The 16349-nt window shown below is 65.2% G+C and carries 15 protein-coding genes; 6 read left to right on the top strand and 9 right to left on the bottom strand.

Annotated features, from left to right (window positions below):
* The first annotated feature begins 70 nt into the window (after nucleotides 1-70).
* The gene (locus C7444_RS19460) at nucleotides 71-1150 is read left to right on the top strand and encodes a porin (protein WP_170130814.1); all 1080 of its coding nucleotides are present in this window, start codon (nucleotides 71-73) and stop codon (nucleotides 1148-1150) included.
* A gap of 142 nt (nucleotides 1151-1292) precedes the next feature.
* On the opposite strand, the gene nifA is transcribed toward C7444_RS19460, so the two are convergent.
* From nifA to nifV, 9 genes are all read right to left on the bottom strand, one after another.
* A complete protein-coding gene (gene nifA / locus C7444_RS19455) occupies nucleotides 1293-3065 on the bottom strand; it encodes a nif-specific transcriptional activator NifA (RefSeq protein ID WP_110402521.1) in 1773 nt (590 codons plus the stop codon).
* Between the two features lie 212 nt (nucleotides 3066-3277).
* Nucleotides 3278-3601: a (2Fe-2S) ferredoxin domain-containing protein gene (locus C7444_RS19450; protein ID WP_110402520.1), complete on the bottom strand. Its 324-nt coding sequence runs from the start codon at nucleotides 3599-3601 to the stop codon at nucleotides 3278-3280.
* Nucleotides 3602-3638: 37 nt separating this feature from the next.
* The gene (locus C7444_RS19445; protein WP_110402519.1) at nucleotides 3639-4100 is read right to left on the bottom strand and encodes a ferritin-like domain-containing protein; all 462 of its coding nucleotides are present in this window, start codon (nucleotides 4098-4100) and stop codon (nucleotides 3639-3641) included.
* Nucleotides 4101-4111: 11 nt separating this feature from the next.
* Nucleotides 4112-4414 (bottom strand): ferredoxin family protein, encoded by a 303-nt coding sequence (locus tag C7444_RS19440; protein ID WP_110402518.1) that lies wholly within the window; start codon nucleotides 4412-4414, stop codon nucleotides 4112-4114.
* Nucleotides 4411-5715 carry an FAD-dependent monooxygenase gene (locus tag C7444_RS19435; RefSeq protein ID WP_110402517.1) on the bottom strand — a complete coding sequence of 435 codons (1305 nt, stop codon included), beginning with the start codon at nucleotides 5713-5715 and terminating at the stop codon, nucleotides 4411-4413. Before C7444_RS19435 ends, C7444_RS19440 begins: the two co-directional genes overlap by 4 nt.
* A gap of 41 nt (nucleotides 5716-5756) precedes the next feature.
* Nucleotides 5757-6881, bottom strand: a complete 1125-nt coding sequence (locus C7444_RS19430) for an electron transfer flavoprotein subunit alpha/FixB family protein (protein WP_211317607.1) — start codon at nucleotides 6879-6881, stop codon at nucleotides 5757-5759.
* Nucleotides 6882-6909: 28 nt separating this feature from the next.
* A complete protein-coding gene (locus C7444_RS19425) occupies nucleotides 6910-7761 on the bottom strand; it encodes an electron transfer flavoprotein subunit beta/FixA family protein (protein WP_110402516.1) in 852 nt (283 codons plus the stop codon).
* A gap of 26 nt (nucleotides 7762-7787) precedes the next feature.
* Complete coding sequence (gene nifW, locus C7444_RS19420) at nucleotides 7788-8171, bottom strand: nitrogenase-stabilizing/protective protein NifW (protein ID WP_110402515.1); 384 nt, start codon at nucleotides 8169-8171, stop codon at nucleotides 7788-7790.
* 31 nt (nucleotides 8172-8202) lie between these two features.
* Complete coding sequence (gene nifV / locus C7444_RS19415) at nucleotides 8203-9366, bottom strand: homocitrate synthase (RefSeq protein WP_110402514.1); 1164 nt, start codon at nucleotides 9364-9366, stop codon at nucleotides 8203-8205.
* A gap of 469 nt (nucleotides 9367-9835) precedes the next feature.
* On the opposite strand from nifV, the gene C7444_RS19410 reads away from it, so the two are divergent.
* From C7444_RS19410 to C7444_RS19390, 5 genes are read left to right on the top strand one after another with little or no spacing between them, the layout of a single operon-like run.
* The gene (locus C7444_RS19410) at nucleotides 9836-12274 is read left to right on the top strand and encodes a type I restriction-modification system subunit M (RefSeq protein WP_110402513.1); all 2439 of its coding nucleotides are present in this window, start codon (nucleotides 9836-9838) and stop codon (nucleotides 12272-12274) included.
* Nucleotides 12271-13539, top strand: a complete 1269-nt coding sequence (locus tag C7444_RS19405) for a restriction endonuclease subunit S (RefSeq protein WP_110402512.1) — start codon at nucleotides 12271-12273, stop codon at nucleotides 13537-13539. The genes C7444_RS19410 and C7444_RS19405 overlap by 4 nt, the downstream gene beginning before the upstream one ends.
* 20 nt (nucleotides 13540-13559) lie before the next feature.
* Entirely contained in the window at nucleotides 13560-14603 is a 1044-nt protein-coding gene (locus C7444_RS19400; RefSeq protein ID WP_375136945.1) for a PDDEXK nuclease domain-containing protein, read from the top strand.
* Nucleotides 14600-14854, top strand: a complete 255-nt coding sequence (locus C7444_RS19395; RefSeq protein ID WP_110402510.1) for a hypothetical protein — start codon at nucleotides 14600-14602, stop codon at nucleotides 14852-14854. The genes C7444_RS19400 and C7444_RS19395 overlap by 4 nt, the downstream gene beginning before the upstream one ends.
* Before the next feature lie 3 nt (nucleotides 14855-14857).
* A complete protein-coding gene (locus tag C7444_RS19390) occupies nucleotides 14858-16333 on the top strand; it encodes a type I restriction endonuclease subunit R (RefSeq protein WP_110402509.1) in 1476 nt (491 codons plus the stop codon).
* Nucleotides 16334-16349 lie beyond the last annotated feature (16 nt).

The raw sequence follows: 16349 nt of genomic DNA, 5'->3' as shown, positions 1-16349 counted from the left end.
TGATTGAGGCCAAGGGGCGGGCTGATCACCATCGCCGACCTGAATGTCCCACCTTCACGAGGAAATCCCGATGAAACAAGTCCTGCGCCTGTCCGCCATCGCCCTGGCCCTGTGCGGCTCGGCCCATGCCCAGTCCACCGTGACCCTGTTCGGTCTGGTCGACCTGAACGTGACCAACACCTCGGCCGGCAGCAAGACCGGCGTGGGCGACCTCACCACGATGAACGACGGCACGGTCAACGGCATGAACGGCTCGCGCTGGGGCGTGCGGGTCGCCGAAGACCTGGGCAACGGCCTGAAGGCCGGTGCCGTGCTGGAAAGCGGCCTGCTGGCCGACAACGGCACGCAGGCTCAAGGTGGCCGCGCCTTCGGTCGCCAGGCCTTCCTGTCGCTGTCGTCGGCTGCCGCCGGTGAAGTGCGCCTGGGCCGCCAGTACATCCTGAGCGACTCGGTGCTCGGCATGAGCAACCCCTTCGGCAACGCGCTGACCCTGAACCCGGGCACCGGCGTGACCAACATGGGCAAGGCCCTGCCGATGTTCCTGAACGCACCGCGCGCCGACAACATCGTGCAGTACCAGACCCCGAGCTTCGGTGGTTTCCAGGCCGCCGTGCAGGCCGCCCCGGGTGAAGGCTCGGCCGACCGCTTCCACGGCGTCAAGCTGGGCTTCGCCAGCGGCCCGGCCGCTGCCGCGCTGTCCTACGAGTGGAACAAGTCGCGCACGACCGGCGACAACGTCAACAAGTCGCTGACGCTGGCGGCCAACTACAACTTCGGCAGCTTCAAGCTGCTGGGCGGCCTGCAGCGCAACAAGGACCTGGCCGCCAACAGCGGCAATGGCGCTTTCGTCGTCACGGCCGCTCCGGTGGTCACCACGACCAGCACCTTCACGGTCACCAAGAGCTCGGGCTACACCTTCGGCGCCGAACTGCCGGTCGACAAGTTCCTGTTCGGCCTGAACTACAGCAAGGTGAAGTACGAGTCGGCTGGCAGCGCCAACGCCGACCTGGGCAAGGTGGCCCTCGGCGCGCGTTACGGCCTGTCGAAGAACACCTTCCTGTACTCCAGCTTCAGCGTGGCCACCGGCGACCTGAAGGACTACATCTCGCAGAAGCGTGTGGTGCAGGCCGGCCTGCGCACCGCGTTCTGATCCTCTCCCGATCCGCACGGGATCCGGCAGGAGCCGCGGCAGCGATGCCACGGGTCGAACCTCCGGCCGGAGCCCGGCACGGTCACCAGCCACGAGCAGCAGGTCCGCCTGCCCTCGTGGCTTTTTTCATCCGGCCGCCTCCTCAGAACTTGCGCACCTCGATGTGGTACTTCTGCAGCGCATAACCGAGCTGGCGCGGCGTGATGCGCAGCAGGCGCGCGGCCTTGGCCTGGACCCAGCCACACTGCTCCATCGCCCAGATCAGCCGGTCACGCTCGCTCGAGGGCGGCTCGCTGCCGAACTGGCGCGGCGAGGCGGGCAGCTGCTCGGTCGGGCCGATCCGGGTGACTTCGCCGTGCTCGTGGAAAGGTGCCGGCAGGCCGTCGTCGTCCTCGAACGCCTCGTCCCCCTCGAAGTCGACGGCCGGCGGCTCGCTGCGCACCGGCATCCGCGGCATGGGCAGCGGCACGGCCGGGGCGGCGGCGGCGGGACTCACCGGGGCGACCGCGTCGGCCTTGTCCAGGTAGTGCAGCGTCTGCGTCAGGCAGCGGTTCTGCTTGCAGGGAAAGGCCAGGTCACGGATCAGCTCGCCCTGCACCATGGTGGCGGTGCGCTCGATGCAGTTCTCCAGCTCGCGCACATTGCCCGGCCAGTAGCAGCTGGTCAGCACCTTCATCGCCTCGGGCGTGACCTTGAGCTGGCGGCGGTTCTCCTTGTTGAAGCGGTCGAGGAAGTGCGACACCAGCGGCGGGATGTCGGCGCGCCGCTCGCGCAGCGGCGGCAGGAAGATCGAGACCACGTTGATGCGGTAGTAGAGGTCGGCCCGGTACTCGCCTCGCTGCACCATCTTCTCCAGGTCACGGTTGGTCGCGCAGATCAGCCGCACGTCGACCTTGATCGCCTTGGTGCCGCCGACCCGCTCGAATTCGCGCTCCTGCAGCACCCGCAGCAGCTTGGCCTGGAAGCCGGGCGAGACGTCGCCGATCTCGTCGAGGAAGAGCGTGCCGTTGTGGGCCAGCTCGAAGCGGCCCTTGCGGTCGCCCACCGCGCCGGTGAAGGCACCCCGCTCGTGGCCGAACAGCTCGCTCTCGAGCAGGGATTCGGTCAGCGCCGCGCAGTTCACCTTGATGAAGGGCGCGTCCTTGCGCGGCGACAGGTGGTGGATGGCCCGCGCCACGGCCTCCTTGCCGGTGCCGCTCTCGCCACGCAGCAGCACGGTGGCCCGCGACGGCGAGGCCTGGTGCACCTCGGTGAACACCTGCTGCATCGGCCGGGACTCGCCGATCACGTTGTCCAGCGAATAGCGCCCGCGCGGCTCGCGCTGCAGCGCCTTCTGCAGCCGGGTGGTCTCCTGCAGCAGGCGCTGGTGCTCGTCGCGCACCGCGCTGTGCAGCGCCACCGACTGGGCCAGCAGCGTGGCGACCATCGTCAGGATGCGCTGGTCGTCCGACAGGCGCGCGCCGCCCTGCACCTCACGCTGGGCCGCCAGCACGCCGACGACCGAGCGCTCGGTCTTCAGCGGCACGACGACGAACGCCATCATGCGATCACGCTCGCCGCCGAAGGCGCCGGTGCGGTCGATGAACTCGGGGGCCTGGGCCACGTCGGGCACCACCACCGGCATGCCCGAGGCGTAGACATGGCCGATCACCCCCTCGCCATAGGACCAGGCGCCACGTTCGGCCTGCTCGCGGCTCAGCCCCACCGAGCTGTGCACGTGCAGCAGCACGTCGGCCTCGTCGTGACCCGCCATGACGATCATGCAGCGCGGCAGCGACAGCTGCACCGACAGCACGTTGAGCGCCGCCCTGAAGGTGCGGGAGATGTCGAGCGAGGAGCCCAGGATGCGGCAGATCTCGTAGACCGTGCTGAGCTCCAGATGAGACCGTTCGTTCATCGATGTCCGGGTAAGCATCAGGGGCACCTCCTTGGAACAGGGTGGGCATCGTGCCGGTGCGGCACGGTGCCTGCGCATCGTGTCCGATGCCCCAGCCCGGGCACGCTGGTGGCGAAAGGCATCAGACGGACGTGTCGTGCGCAAGAAGCAAGCCGGCCTGACCTCTCGCGAGGGCAGGCCGGCCAGAACGGAAAACGGAAAATTGACTTGATATGGCGCAAGTTGTCGTCTTACCAGATCGATTTGTCGGCCTGCAGACGCTCGACGACTTGACCTTGCTCAAGGTGGCTGTCGAAGATTTCGGTCACGTCCTCGGTCTTGATGCCCTGGTAGAGCACCGCTTCGGGGTAGACCAGCACGTTCGGGCCCCCTTCGCAGGGCCCCATGCAGCCCGAGTAGGTGATGGCCACGTGGTCGTAGGCCTGGCGCTTCTGCAGCTCGGCCCAGAAGGCCTGCAGCAGCGCCGAGGCGCCCTTGGCGGCACAGGAGCCGCGCGGATGTCCAGGCGGGCGCTGCTGGCTGCAGACGAAGACATGTCGGGTCGGGCGGGGCATGGTCGAAGGTCCTGTCCAGGTTGAAGAAGCGGGGGCGTCAGGCCGTGGCCGTGTGCTGGGCGATCAGCTTTTCGAGCTCGACGATGTGCTGCGCCTCCTCGGCGGCGAACTCGCCGGCGAGGCCACACAGCTCCAGGTCGGACGTGGTCGCGGCGATGGCCGCGTAGTAGGCATGGCCGCGCCGTTCGCTGCCGAGCGCGAGCGCGAGCGCCTGGCGCGGATCCATCTGGGCATCCACCCCGACCCAGTCGGCCGTCTCGGGCGAGGTGCCTTCGGGCCAGTCGTACTCGTCGTCCCGCAGCACCGGCAGCTCGCGGAAGCCGCCGCGGGCGGTGGCTTCGGCCAGGTGCTTGCGCGAGAAATGGGCCATGCGGGCGAAGAACACCTTCAGCGCCGCATTGCCCTCGGTCTGCATGGCGGCGGCCAGTTCCTCGTAGCGGCGCGCGGCCTCGCGCTCGAGCTGGATGGCGTGGGCGAGGAAAAGCTCGACATCGTTCATGGAGCGCCCTCTCAGCCGAACTTGAACAGGATGCCGTGGCCACCGCGCGGGTATTCCCACGCCACGTTGCTGTGCTCGGTGCAGATCACCCGGCAGCTGCCGCACTCGAGGCAGCCGTCGGTGATCAGCGTCACGTTGCGGTTGCCTTCGGCCTTGTAGCAGCTGGCCGGACAGACATAGGTGCACGACTGCGACTGGCAGTCATTGGCACAGACCGCCGCATCCTTGATCTGGATGTGCGGCCGACCGTGGTCGACCTTGTAGCGGTTCTGGAAGAGCTTCTCTTCCACATTCACGACAGTTGCAGCACTCATCGCACGGCCCTCCAGACCTTGAACGCATCACCGATCAGCCCGGTGAACTTGCGGGCGGCCTTGAAGCTGCCCAGGACTTCCTTCTCCTTGGTCTTCTTGTCCACGCCGTCGACGGTGAACATCGTCTGCGCGGCCTGGTTGACCAGGGTCGGGTAGGTGGTGAAGAACTGCGGGTTGCCGTGCAGCATGTCGGGCATGTTGCGGTACTTGTGCAGGTCCTTCATGACGAAGCTCTCGTCGAGCGCGGCCTTGTAGGCCTTGAGCGTGCGGGCCGACATCTCCTGGCCGGCGGCCTTGGCCGCGATGACCGTCTCGGCGGCCAGGCGGCCGGTGGTCATCGCCAGGTTGGAGCCCTCGCGGTGGGCCGCGTTGACGAAGCCGCCCGAGTCGCCGACGATCATCCAGCCGTGGCCGTAGATCTGCGGGATGGCGTTGAAGCCGCCCTCGGGAATCAGGTGGGCGGCGTATTCCTTCATCTCGCCACCGGCGATCAGCGGGGCGATCGACGGGTGCTTCTTGAGCTTCTCGAGCAGCTCGTAGGGCGCGGTGCGCCTGGGGTTGGTCTTGAAGTCGCTGAGCATGCAGCCCACGCCGATGGTCAGCGAATCCTTGTTGGTGTAGAGGAAGCCGGTGCCGACCATGCCCTCGGTGACCGAGCCCATCAGCTCGATGACCACGCCTTCTTCCTCGCCGATGTTGAAGCGCTGCTGGATCACCTCCTCGGGCATGAAGAGGATCTCCTTGACCGCCAGCGCGACGTTCTTGGCCAGGATCTCGCCGTGGAAGCCGGCCTTGCGCGCCAGCGTCGAGTTCACGCCGTCGGCCAGGATCACCACGTCGGCGAAGACGTCGCCGCCCATGCGGTCGCAGCGCACGCCGACCACCTTGTCGCCGTCCATCAGCAGTTGCTCCACGGTGGTCTCGCAGATCAGCAGCGCACCGGCCTCGCGCACCTTGGAGCTGAACCACTTGTCGAACTGCGCGCGGATGATGGTGTAGCGGTTGTACGGCGGCTTGTTGTAGTCCTCGCTGCGGTAGTGCGTGCCGACGAAGCTCCGGTCGTCGAGCATCCACATGCGCTGCTCGATGATGTGGCGCTCCAGCGGCGCGTCGTCGCGGAAGTCGGGAATGATCTTCTCGAGCGCGTCCGAGTACAGGATCGCGCCCTGCACGTTCTTCGAGCCCGGGTACTCGCCCCGCTCGATCTGCAGCACCTTCAGGCCGGCCTTGGCCAGCGTGTAGGTGGCGGCGTTGCCCGAAGGCCCGGCCCCCACCACGATCGCGTCAAACTTCTCTGCCATTGGAGATCTCCTGGATTGGACTGAGCGGCCGCAGGGGGTGGTCAAGCCACTTTCCGGATGCGCTTGTCGAGAAAGCTGCGGAAGGCCTCCGTCAGCACGGGCAGCACCTGCATCGCGTTGCCGACGATGCCGTGGTGGGCGAAGTCGAAGATCGGTGCGTTCGGGTCGGTGTTGATCGCGACGATCACGTCCGAGGCTTCCATGCCCACGCGGTGCTGGATCGCGCCCGACACGCCCGCGGCGATGTAGAGCTTGGGGCGCACGGTCTTGCCGGTCTGGCCGACCTGGCGCTCGGCGTCCATCCAGCCGGCCTGGGTGACCGCGCGGGTGGCGCCTACCTCGGCACCCAGCACCCGGGCCAGGTCCCACACCAGCTTGCAGTTGTCGGCGTTCTTCAGGCCCTTGCCCGCGGTGACGATGATGTCGGCGTAGGCCAGGTTGATCGTGTTGCGGTTGGCGTCGGGAATGAATTCCAGCAGCTTGGTGACGATGTCCGTCTCGATCATGCCCAGCGCCATCGTCGTGATGCCGCCGGTGCGGCTCTCGTCGCGGCGCGGCATCGGCGCGGTGCGCGGGCGCATCGTGGCCATCTGCGGGCGGTAGGCCAGCGTCATGATCGTGCACAGCAGCGAGCCGCCGAAGGTGGGGCGCGTGGCCGCCAGCGCACGGCCGTCGATGTTGAGCTCGGTGCAGTCGGCCGTCAGGCCGGTGCCCAGCGTGGTGGCCACCGAGCCGGCCAGGTCGCGGCCCATGGTGGTGGCGCCCAGCAGCATGATCTCGGGCTGGTGCTGGTTGACCAGGTCGGTCAGGCCCTTGGTGTAGGGCTCGTTGCGGTAGCCCTGCAGCACCGGGTCGCGCATGATGTAGCAGTGGTCGGCGCCGTAGACGCAGGCCTCCTTGGCGTAATCCTCCAGCTTGTCGGCCGGGCCGCCCAGCAGCACGCCGCTCACCTCGACGCCCAGCTTGTCGGCCAGCTTGCGGGCCTCGCCCATCAGCTCCCAGCTGACGCTGTGCACCTGGCCACGGTCGTGCTCGATGAACACCCACACGCCCTTGTAGACCTTCAGGTGCTCGGGCAGTTCGGTGCTGCGGCCACTGCGGCCGGCGGTCTTCGCGGCGCCGGCGGCAGCGGCGGCCGCCATTGCGGGCTTGTCGGGTTCGGCCATGTGTCTTCTCCTCTGGATGGGGCGGGGCTCAGGCGCTCAGGCGCTCGACGGTCTCTTGCTCGAGCGTCGGGTGGGTGGTGAAGATCTTCTGCAGCAGGTTCAGGCACACGTCGTTGACGCTGGTGCCGTCGTCCACCGCCTGCATCTCGGCGCGCTGGCTGCGGGCCTTGGGCGCGAACACCTTGCTGACGATGGTGGGGCTGCCCTTGAGGCCGATCTTGGTGATGTCCTCGATGCCGGCGTCGTCCTTGTTCCACCGGCGCACCGGCACGCGCGCGGCGCGCAGCATGTCGTCCATGGTGGCGAAGCGCATCTCATTGGTGCCCTCGAGCATGGTGATCAGGCTGGGCAGCGTGGTCTGCAGGCGCTGCACGCCGCCTTCGGCGCGGCGCTCCACGGTGATCGAGCGGCCGTCCAGGTCGACCTCGTTGATCTTGCTGACATAGGTCAGCAGGTTCCACCCCAGGCGCTTGGCGATGCCCGGGCCGACCTGGGCGGTGTCACCGTCGATCGTCTGCTTGCCGGTGAACACCAGATCCACCTGCTGCTCCTGGCTGATCTTGCGGATCGCGGCGGTCAGCGCATAGCTGGTGGCCAGCGTGTCGGCACCGGCGAAGGCCCGGTCGGTCACCAGGATGGCGTCGGTGGCGCCGAAGCTGATGCACTTGCGCAGCGAGTCCTCGGCCTGGGGCGGACCCATGCACAGCATCGTCACGCGGCCGCCGAACTTGTCCTTCAGGCGCAGGGCCTCTTCCAGCGCGAACAGGTCATAGGGGTTGACGATGGCCGGCACGCCCTGGCGCATGATGGTGTTGGTCACCGGGTGGACCCGGATCTGGGCCGAGTCGGGCACCTGCTTGATGCAGACGACGATGTGCATGGTGGTGTCTCCTGTGGCGCAGGCGCTCAGGCCGCGTTCGACAGCGGGGTGGAAGAAGCGGAGGCCGGGGCCGCCGCACGGCGGCGATCGGCCAGGCTGTCGCGCAGCGAACTCACGGCCACGTGCTGCTGGCCGTCGGTGTTCTGGAACACCTTGAACACCTTCTCCTGGGCCGCCGACGAGTGCACGAAGTCGCCGTGCGCCTGGATCAGCAGCTCGCGGTAGCGGCGGAACATCTCCAGGTCATCGAGACCGGCCAGGTCGGTGGCCTTGTGCAGGTACTGGTAGAAGCGCTTGAGGATGTGCAGGCGGTTCACGTGCACGGTCCGCTCCTCGTAGGGCACACCGAAGAAGACCAGGAAGTCCTCTGCGCTCGAGAGGGCCTTCAGGCGTTGGGTCAGGCTGTCCATGGCTCAATACTCCGCTGGGGTCGATCGGGATTCATGCACGGGCGACGCCCGGTGCGGGGGTGCAGGTCTCGACGTAGAAACCCGTCAGCTCGGCGGCCGAGGGTTCGCGCTTGACACGCATGGCATGCGCGCGGATGCAGTCGATCAGCTCCGGCAATTGATCCGGTGCCACCGGCAGACCCAGCTGCGCGTAGGTGTTGATCACGCCGGCCGAGCCGGAGTGCTTGCCCAGCACCAGGCGGTGGTGGCGGCCCACCTCCTCCGGCGCGAAGGTCTCGTAGGTGCGGCGGTCCTTCAGCAGGCCGTCGACATGGATGCCCGACTCGTGGCTGAACACCGCGTCGCCGACGATGCACTTGCCCGGCGCGACCGGCCGCCCCGAGGCGGCCGCCACCAGCGCGCTGATGGCCGGCAGGCGGGCCGTGTCGACCCCGCACTCGAGGCCGTGCAGGTGGCGCAGCGCCATCACCACCTCCTCCATCGCCGCGTTGCCGGCGCGCTCGCCCAGGCCGTTGACGGTGGTGCTCACGTGGGTCGCGCCCCCCAGCACGGCCGCCAGCGTGTTCGCGGTGGCCAGCCCCAGGTCGTTGTGCGCGTGGACCTCGATGCCGATGTCGATCGCGCTGCGCAGGCGGGCGATGCGCTCGCGGGCCTGGAAGGGGTCGAGCACGCCCATGGTGTCGGCATAACGCACCCGCACCGCGCCGCAGCGCTGCGCCAGCACGGCCGCCTGGGCCAGGAAGTCCGGGTCGGCCCGCGACGCATCCTCGAAGCCCACGCTGCAGGTCACGCCGCCGTCGACCAGGTCGGCGACCGTGCGGCGCAGCGTCTCCAGCACCCAGGCCCGGTCGCGCCGCAGCTTGCGCTCGATCTGCAGGTCCGACACCGAGATCGACACGTGAACGATGTCGGCCGCGCAGCGCAGCGCCGCCGTCACGTCGCGGTCCGTCATGCGGGCCCAGACCATGGTGCGGGCCCGCTGCACCGAGCCGGCGATCGCCCGGATCAGCTCGACCTCGTGTTCGCCCATCGCCGGGATGCCGATCTCCATCTCCGGCACGCCGGCGGCATCCAGGGCCGCGGCGATGGCCAGCTTCTCGTCGTCGGTGAACGCCACGCCCGCGGTCTGCTCGCCGTCGCGCAACGTCGTGTCGTTGATCGTGATGCCTGGCAGCGGATGGGACGGGTGACTCACAGCGGACTCCTGGAGGGGATGAGTCCCATTCTGCAAAGCCTGTGCCACCCGGATTCAATGTTTCAAGTCATTGATTCCATTGAAATAAAACCTCGATCCACGACGTGACCCGCCGCTGTGGCTTTTGTCGGGTTGCCGACAGCCGGGACGTGCTCAAGCGGCCGGGTGATGTGCGGCGTACCGCTTGCGCGGGGCTTGGGACCGCACGGGGCGGAACCAGGCGCCCTCGGCAACGCCACGCATCAGGGGGCACGAGACGTGGGCCTGCCGCCCCATAGAATCCGGTGAAAAAGACAAAGTGACACGGAGCCCGATGCCGCTGGCTTCGTCGCGCAAGCGCAGCAGCACCTTGGCCACTTGGTGGGTCGTGTTGCCTCAGCGTGCAACCATCAAGGAATCATTCGGACGTGTCTGACCCCCTTCAATCGCGGGGCTCAAGGCTCGAAAATCCCAGACACCATTCCCGCCCATGGCCATCAAAAAATCCGACCTCTATTCGTCCCTCTGGGCCAGCTGCGATGAACTGCGCGGCGGCATGGATGCCAGCCAGTACAAAGACTATGTCCTGTTCATGCTGTTCATCAAGTACATCAGCGACAAGTACGCTGACTCTGATGACTTCGCCCCGCCTGTGGTCATCCCACCCGGCGCCAGCTTCAAGGACATGATCGCCCTCAAGGGTAAAGCCGACATTGGCGACAAGATCAACACCGACATCATCCAGCCGCTGATCGACGCGAACAGCCGCCTGGCCCGCAGCGACTTCCCCAACTTCAACGACCCCGAGAAGCTCGGCACCGGCGCAGAGATGGTCGAGCGCCTGAGCAACCTGGTCAGCATCTTCCAAAAGCCCGAGCTGGATTTCTCGCAAAACCGCGCCGAGCACGACGACATCCTCGGCGATGCGTATGAATACCTCATGCGCCACTTCGCCACTGAGAGCGGCAAGAGCAAAGGCCAGTTCTACACGCCCTCTGAAGTGAGCCGCGTGATCGCCAAGGTCATTGGCATCTCGCCCGCCAACACCCGCGCCAGCACCACCGCTTATGACCCGACCTGCGGATCAGGCTCGCTGCTGCTGAAGGTGGCCGCCGAGGCCGGCAACAAGATCACGCTGGAGGGCCAAGAAAAGGACGTGACCACCGCCGGCCTGGCGCGCATGAACATGATCTTGCACGACTTCCCCACGGCCAACATCGTGAGCGGCAACACCCTGGCCAGCCCGAAGTTCAAAGATGGCGAGCAACTGCGCACCTACGACTACGTGGTGGCCAACCCGCCCTTCAGCGACAAGGCCTGGAGCACCGGCCTCACCCCAGCCACCGACCCCTACCAGCGCTTTGCCTGGGGCGAGCCCCCCGCCAAACAGGGCGACTACGCCTACCTGCTGCACATCGTGCGCAGCATGAAAGCCACCGGCAAGGCCGCCTGCATCTTGCCGCACGGCGTGCTGTTTCGCGGCAATGCAGAAAGCGTGATCCGCAAGCAATTGCTGAACAGCGGCATCCTCAAAGGCATCATCGGCCTGCCTGCCAACTTGTTCTATGGCACTGGCATCCCCGCTTGCATCTTGGTGCTGGACAAAGAAAATGCATCCGCACGCAAGGGCGTGATGATGATCGACGCCAGCAAAGGCTTCATCAAAGACGGCAACAAGAACCGCCTGCGCGAGCAAGACCTGCACCGCATCGTCGATGTGTTCCAAAAGATGGCCGATGTACCTGGCTATGCACGCATGGTGCCCCTGAGCGAAATCGCCAGCGACAAGAACGATTTCAACCTCAACCTGCCGCGCTACATCGACAGCAGCGAGCAAGAAGACATCCAAGACCTCAGCGCCCACCTGAGCGGCGGCATCCCTGACCGCGACCTGTTTGGCGAAGGCAGCACCTTGGGCCCCTATTGGCAGGTCATGCCCACGCTGCGCGCCACCTTGTTCAAGCCGCTTCGCGAAGGCTACAGCCAGCTGCAGCAACCCGTGGCCGAGGTCAAAGCCGCCATCCTGGGCCATGCCGAGTTCACCGCCTTTCAGGCCAAGGCCACGCAACTGTTTGCCACCTGGCAAGCGCGCAACGAGCCGCGCATGAAGGGCCTGGAGGTGGGCGACCACCCCAAAGCCTTCATCGAACAACTGTCTGAAGACCTGCTGGCCACCTTCAAACCCGCTCCGCTGGTGGACGCCTACAGCGTGTACCAACACCTGATGGATTACTGGGCGCAGGCCATGCAAGACGACGCCTACGCCGTGACCCAAGACGGCTGGGTGGCCAAGCCCACCCGCATCATCGAGACCGACAAAAAAGGCAAGAAAAAAGACAAAGGCTGGGCCTGCGAGCTGGTGCCCAAGGCCCTGGTGGTGGCCCGCTACTTTGCCGCCCAACAAGCCGCACTAGAAGCCGAACAAGCCAAGCTGGACGCCACCAGCAGCTCCATCACCGAGCTGGAAGAAGAACACAGCGGAGACGATGCGGTGTTTGCCGGCTACGACAAGATCAACGCTGCGGCGGTGAAAGACCGCATCAAAGAAGTTAAGGCCGACCCGCAACAAGACGACAACAGTGCTCTTGAATTGAAGGTGCTGAACAGCTGGCTCAAGCTCAACGCCGATGAAGCCAGCTTGAAAAAGCGCGTGAAAGAGCTGGACGCGCAGCTGGACCAATGGGCGCATGACCACTACGCCCAGCTCAGCGGGGCCGAGATTCAGCAACTGGTGGTGAGCGACAAATGGCTGGCGCGCATGAATGCCGATGTGCAGGGTGAGCTGGACCGCGTGAGCCAGACGCTGACGCGGCGGATTCGGGAATTGGCCGAGCGGTATGCGCAGCCCTTGCCGGAACTGGTGGATGAGGTGGAGGCGCTGTCGGGCAAGGTGGGAGCGCATTTGCAGCGCATGGGGACGGCGGCATGACGTCGGAAGCCCACGAACCACCAGCACGGTATTTGGTAAAGGCTGAATACCGCCGCACTGAGATCGGAGTAATCCCGACTGATTGGGATGTAAAGCGCCTGCGAGATATTTCACCCAATCAATCAGTCGGTTTAGTAATCAATCCTTCCACCTACTTCGACACAAAGGGGACGGTACCAATGCTAGTCGGGTCCAATGTCGCCGAAAACCGGATCGACTGGAACGGTGCTCGACGAATTTCGACCGCAAGTAATGAGCGGCTCCCCGCATCTCGCATCTATGCCGGTGATCTCGTGACGGTTCGCGTCGGCGACCCTGGGGTTACCGCTGTTATCCCACGGGAATACAGTGGTAGCAACTGTGCGTCAATGATGATCGTCCGTAGCCATCCATCATTTGATTCGACTTGGCTATGTCACTTGATGAATTCAAGTTATGGCCGAAGCCGCATTGAGTCCGTGCAGTACGGCACCGCACAAAAGCAGTTCAACATCAGCGATGCAGTGGATTTTCAGTATCCCGTTCCGCCCCTGGCCGAACAACGCGCCATCGCCACCGCCCTCTCCAACGTCGATGCCCTGATCGCCGGGCTGGAGCGGCTGATCGCCAAGAAGCGCGACATCAAACAGGCCGCGATGCAGCAACTCCTCACCGGCCAAACTCGCTTGCCGGGGTTCAGTGAAGAGTGGTCAACTGAGACATTAGGGAATCTTGCTGAAATCCAGAGAGGCGCATCGCCGAGGCCGATTGATAGTCCTGTTTGGTTTGACACGAACTCTTCCGTTGGCTGGGTTCGTATTTCTGACGTCACCTCTTCAGGCATGTATTTAAACGAGACGACGCAGCGCCTGTCTCAACAAGGGATCAAGCACAGTCGCCCGGTTGAGCGGGGAAGCTTGATCATGAGCATCTGTGCAACGGTTGGCCGACCAGTGATCACGGCGATTGACGTCTGTATTCACGACGGGTTTGTGGTTTTTGACTCTCCTCGTGCAGACAAGCACTTCCTCTACCACGTACTACAGTGGATTGAGCCTGCATGGGCAAAGCATGGTCAAACTGGGTCGCAGATGAATCTCAATACGGGATTGATCCGCAATACGCCTGTGCCATGTCCAGCGCTTGAAGAACAAATTGCGATAGCCAGCGCACTTTCGGGCATGGACACCGACCTGTCCGCCCTCGAATCCCGCCTCGCCAAAACCCGCGCCATCAAGCAAGGCATGATGCAAGAGCTGCTGACCGGAAGGACGCGCCTGGTATGACAAAGGCCGATGCCACCCCCATGCCCCACGACCTGGTCGCCGAACTGCGGCAGCTGATCGAGTCCGCACGCCAGCGGGCGGCGGTGGCCGTCAACGCGGAGTTGAGCCTGCTGTACTGGCAGGTGGGCCAGCGCATCCACCGCAACATCCTGGGCAGCCAGCGCGCCGGCTATGGCGAGGCCATCGTGCCTGCGCTGGCGCAGCAGTTGTCGGCCGCCTACGGGCGCGGCTGGGGCGTGCGCCACCTGCGGCTGTGCATCCGCTTTGCCGAGCGCTACCCCGACGCAGCGATAGTGCACACGCTGTGTGCCGAATTGAGTTGGTCACACCTGCGGCTCATCGCCGCGGTGGACGAGCCCTTGAAACGCGACTTCTACACCGAGCTGTGCCGCCTGGAGCGCTGGAGCGTGCGCCAGTTGCAAGATCGCCTGCAATCCCTTCTTTTCGAGCGCAGCGCCATCTCGCGTCAACCCGAAGAAACCATTCGCCATGAACTGCAGGCCCTGCGGCAAGAACAGCAGCCCAGCCCGGCACTGCTGCTCAAAGACCCCTATGTGCTGGACTTCCTGGGCCTGAACGACCGCTACCTGGAGCGCGACCTGGAAGACGCCATCCTGCGCGAGTTGGAGCAGTTTTTGCTGGAGCTGGGCGCGGGCTTCACCTTTGTGGCGCGGCAAAAGCGCCTGCAGATCGACAACGACGACTTCTACATCGACCTGCTGTTCTACAACCGCAAGCTCAAGCGCCTGGTGGCGGTAGAGCTCAAGATCGGTGACTTCCGCCCCGAGCACAAAGGCCAGATGGAGCTGTACCTGCGCTGGCTGGCCAAGCACGAGCAAGAGGCCGATGAAAACCCACCCCTGGGCATCATCTTGTGCACGGGCAAAAAGCAGGAGCAAATTGAACTGCTGGAGCTGGGCCAAAGCGGCATCCACGTGGCCCAGTACCTGACGGTCTTGCCGCCCAGGGAGGCCTTGCAGGCCAAGTTGCAACAGTCGATCGAGTCGGCGCGGCAGCGCTTGTCAGGCTCGGCCAGCCTCGATGAAACGGGGCAGGTGCCATGACCGAATCCGACCTCATCCAAATTCTGGCCCGTGGTGAAGACAGCCAGCACCAGTTCACCCCGCAAGTCACCCGCCAAGTCACCCCGCAAGTAGCCCAACAACTCACCCCCTATGTGCCCCCCGAAGTTACCCTCGAAGTCAGCGACCCAGTCACCGCACCAGTTGCCGACCCAGTCAGCGACCCACTCACCGGGCAAGTGACCGTGCAAGTTACCGGGCAAGTCAGCCTGCCCACCACCCCCAAGGACTGAGCCATGCCCCCCGCCTTGCGCCCTGAACGGGTCACCCAAAACCGCGTCATCGCCCGCCTCACGGCGCCCACCAGCGCGGGCGGCCTGGGCTACGCCAACCTGGGCGACTGGACCAAGCGCGAGGGCAACCGCTGCATCGAGCCCGATCTGCTGCGCGCCAACCTGCAACAGCGCGGTTATTCAAGCGTGCAAATCGCCCAAGCCCTGCAAAAGCTGATGGCGGCGGCCGATGCCACGGGCATCACCCTGTACCAGGCCAACCTGCGCACCTACCAACTGCTGCGTTATGGCGTGCCGGTACAAGTGGCCGCAGGCGTGCCGCACGAAACGGTGCATTTGATCGACTGGGCCACGTCCAGCAACAACCACTTTGCCGTGGCCGAAGAGGTCACCCTCAAAGGCGGGCATGAGCGCCGGCCCGACATCGTGCTGTACGTGAACGGCATCGCCATGGTGGTGATGGAACTCAAGCGCAGCTCGGTGGACGTGGCCAATGGCATCCGCCAGCTCATCACCAACCAGGAAGAGATCTTCAACCTGGGCTTTTTCAGCACCGTGCAGCTGGTGCTGGCGGGCAGCGATTCGCAAGGCCTGCGCTACGGCACCACGGGCACGCCTGAAAAGTTCTTTGTGGAGTGGAAGCACCACCCCGCCGTTGAAAGCGATGCCAACCTGGCCGAAGGCGCCTTGCTGGATGGCCCCTTGCTGCAAATGCTGGCACCCCACCGGCTGCTGGACCTAATCCGCAATTTCGTGATCTTTGACGGTGGCCAGAAAAAGGTGCCGCGCCTGCATCAATACGAGGGCGTGAAAGCCGCGCAAGAGCGCCTGGCCCGGCACGAGGGCGGCGTGATCTGGCACACCCAGGGCAGCGGTAAAAGCATCTTGATGGTGCTGCTGGCCAAGTGGCTGCTAGAGCACGACCCCAACGCGCGCATCTTGGTCATCACCGACCGCGACGAGCTGGACAAGCAAATCGAAGGCGTGATGCGCAACGCCGGGGTGATCGGGTCTGAGGCACCATCGCCCCGCATCTTGTCGCGCCGCGATTTGCTGGACAAGCTGGGCGCGCCGTCGCCACGGCTGATGTGCGCGCTGATCCACAAGATCGACGCCGCTGACCTGAAGGGCGAGCCGCCCCGCCTGGCGGGCCGCTTCTATGTGTTCGTGGACGAATGCCACCGCACCCAGGGCGGCGACATGAACAAGCAGATGAAGCGGTGGCTGGCCAGCGCCGTGTTCATCGGCTTCACGGGCACGCCGCTGCTGCGCCGCGACAAGCAAACCACGCGCGAGGTGTTTGGCACCTTCATCCACACCTACAAGTTCAACGAGGCCGTGGCCGACAAGGTGGTGCTGGATTTGAAGTACGAGGCTCGCGCCGTGCCCCAGCGCCTGACTGAACCGGCCCGGGAATTGTGGAGGCTCCAACCTTTGAGAAGATGGAGCCATGAACAAGTCGAACAAGTTCTCACCTGAGGTCCGCGAGCGCGCG

Source organism: Sphaerotilus hippei (genome assembly GCF_003201595.1).
GTDB classification, from domain to species: Bacteria; Pseudomonadota; Gammaproteobacteria; order Burkholderiales; family Burkholderiaceae_C; genus Sphaerotilus; species Sphaerotilus hippei.
This window is presented reverse-complemented; position numbering and strand designations above follow the sequence as displayed.